This is a genomic window from Opacimonas viscosa, assembly GCF_024199005.1.
Lineage (GTDB): Bacteria > Pseudomonadota > Gammaproteobacteria > Enterobacterales > Alteromonadaceae > Opacimonas > Opacimonas viscosa.
Window position 1 is genome coordinate 1 of record NZ_JANATA010000060.1, and the last position, 390, is coordinate 390.

The 390-nt window shown below is 37.9% G+C and carries 1 protein-coding gene; it reads left to right on the top strand.

The window, feature by feature from the left end; all coding sequences use genetic code 11:
• Window positions 1-390: IS200/IS605 family transposase (tnpA, locus tag NLF92_RS12690; RefSeq protein ID WP_254102561.1), on the top strand; the 390-nt coding region annotated here is incomplete at its 5' end.

Consider the following 390-nt stretch of genomic DNA (forward strand, 5'->3'; position numbering starts at 1 on the left):
TATCAAACAAAATCGCATTGTAAATACCTCATCGCGCTTCATTTAATATTAGTGGTCAAATATAGGAAGCGGCTCTTAGTGGATAAGATAGGTATGTTTGTAAAATCAATCATCGAGCAACTTGCTGAAAGTTCAGATTTTGACGTTGAGGAGATAGAAGTCGACCAAGATCATATTCATATCTTAATGAGGATTGGCACGAAATATTCTGTCGGTCAGCATGTCAGAAGGATTAAACAATTTACGACAACGTCATTATGGCGGGCTTTTCCTAACTTGAAACGGGAATTTTGGAAAGAGAAAACCTTTTGGTCTGACGGGTATTTTGTATGCTCAGTGGGTAATGCAAGTGCTGAAACTATACGACGATATATCCAAGAACAAGGATAG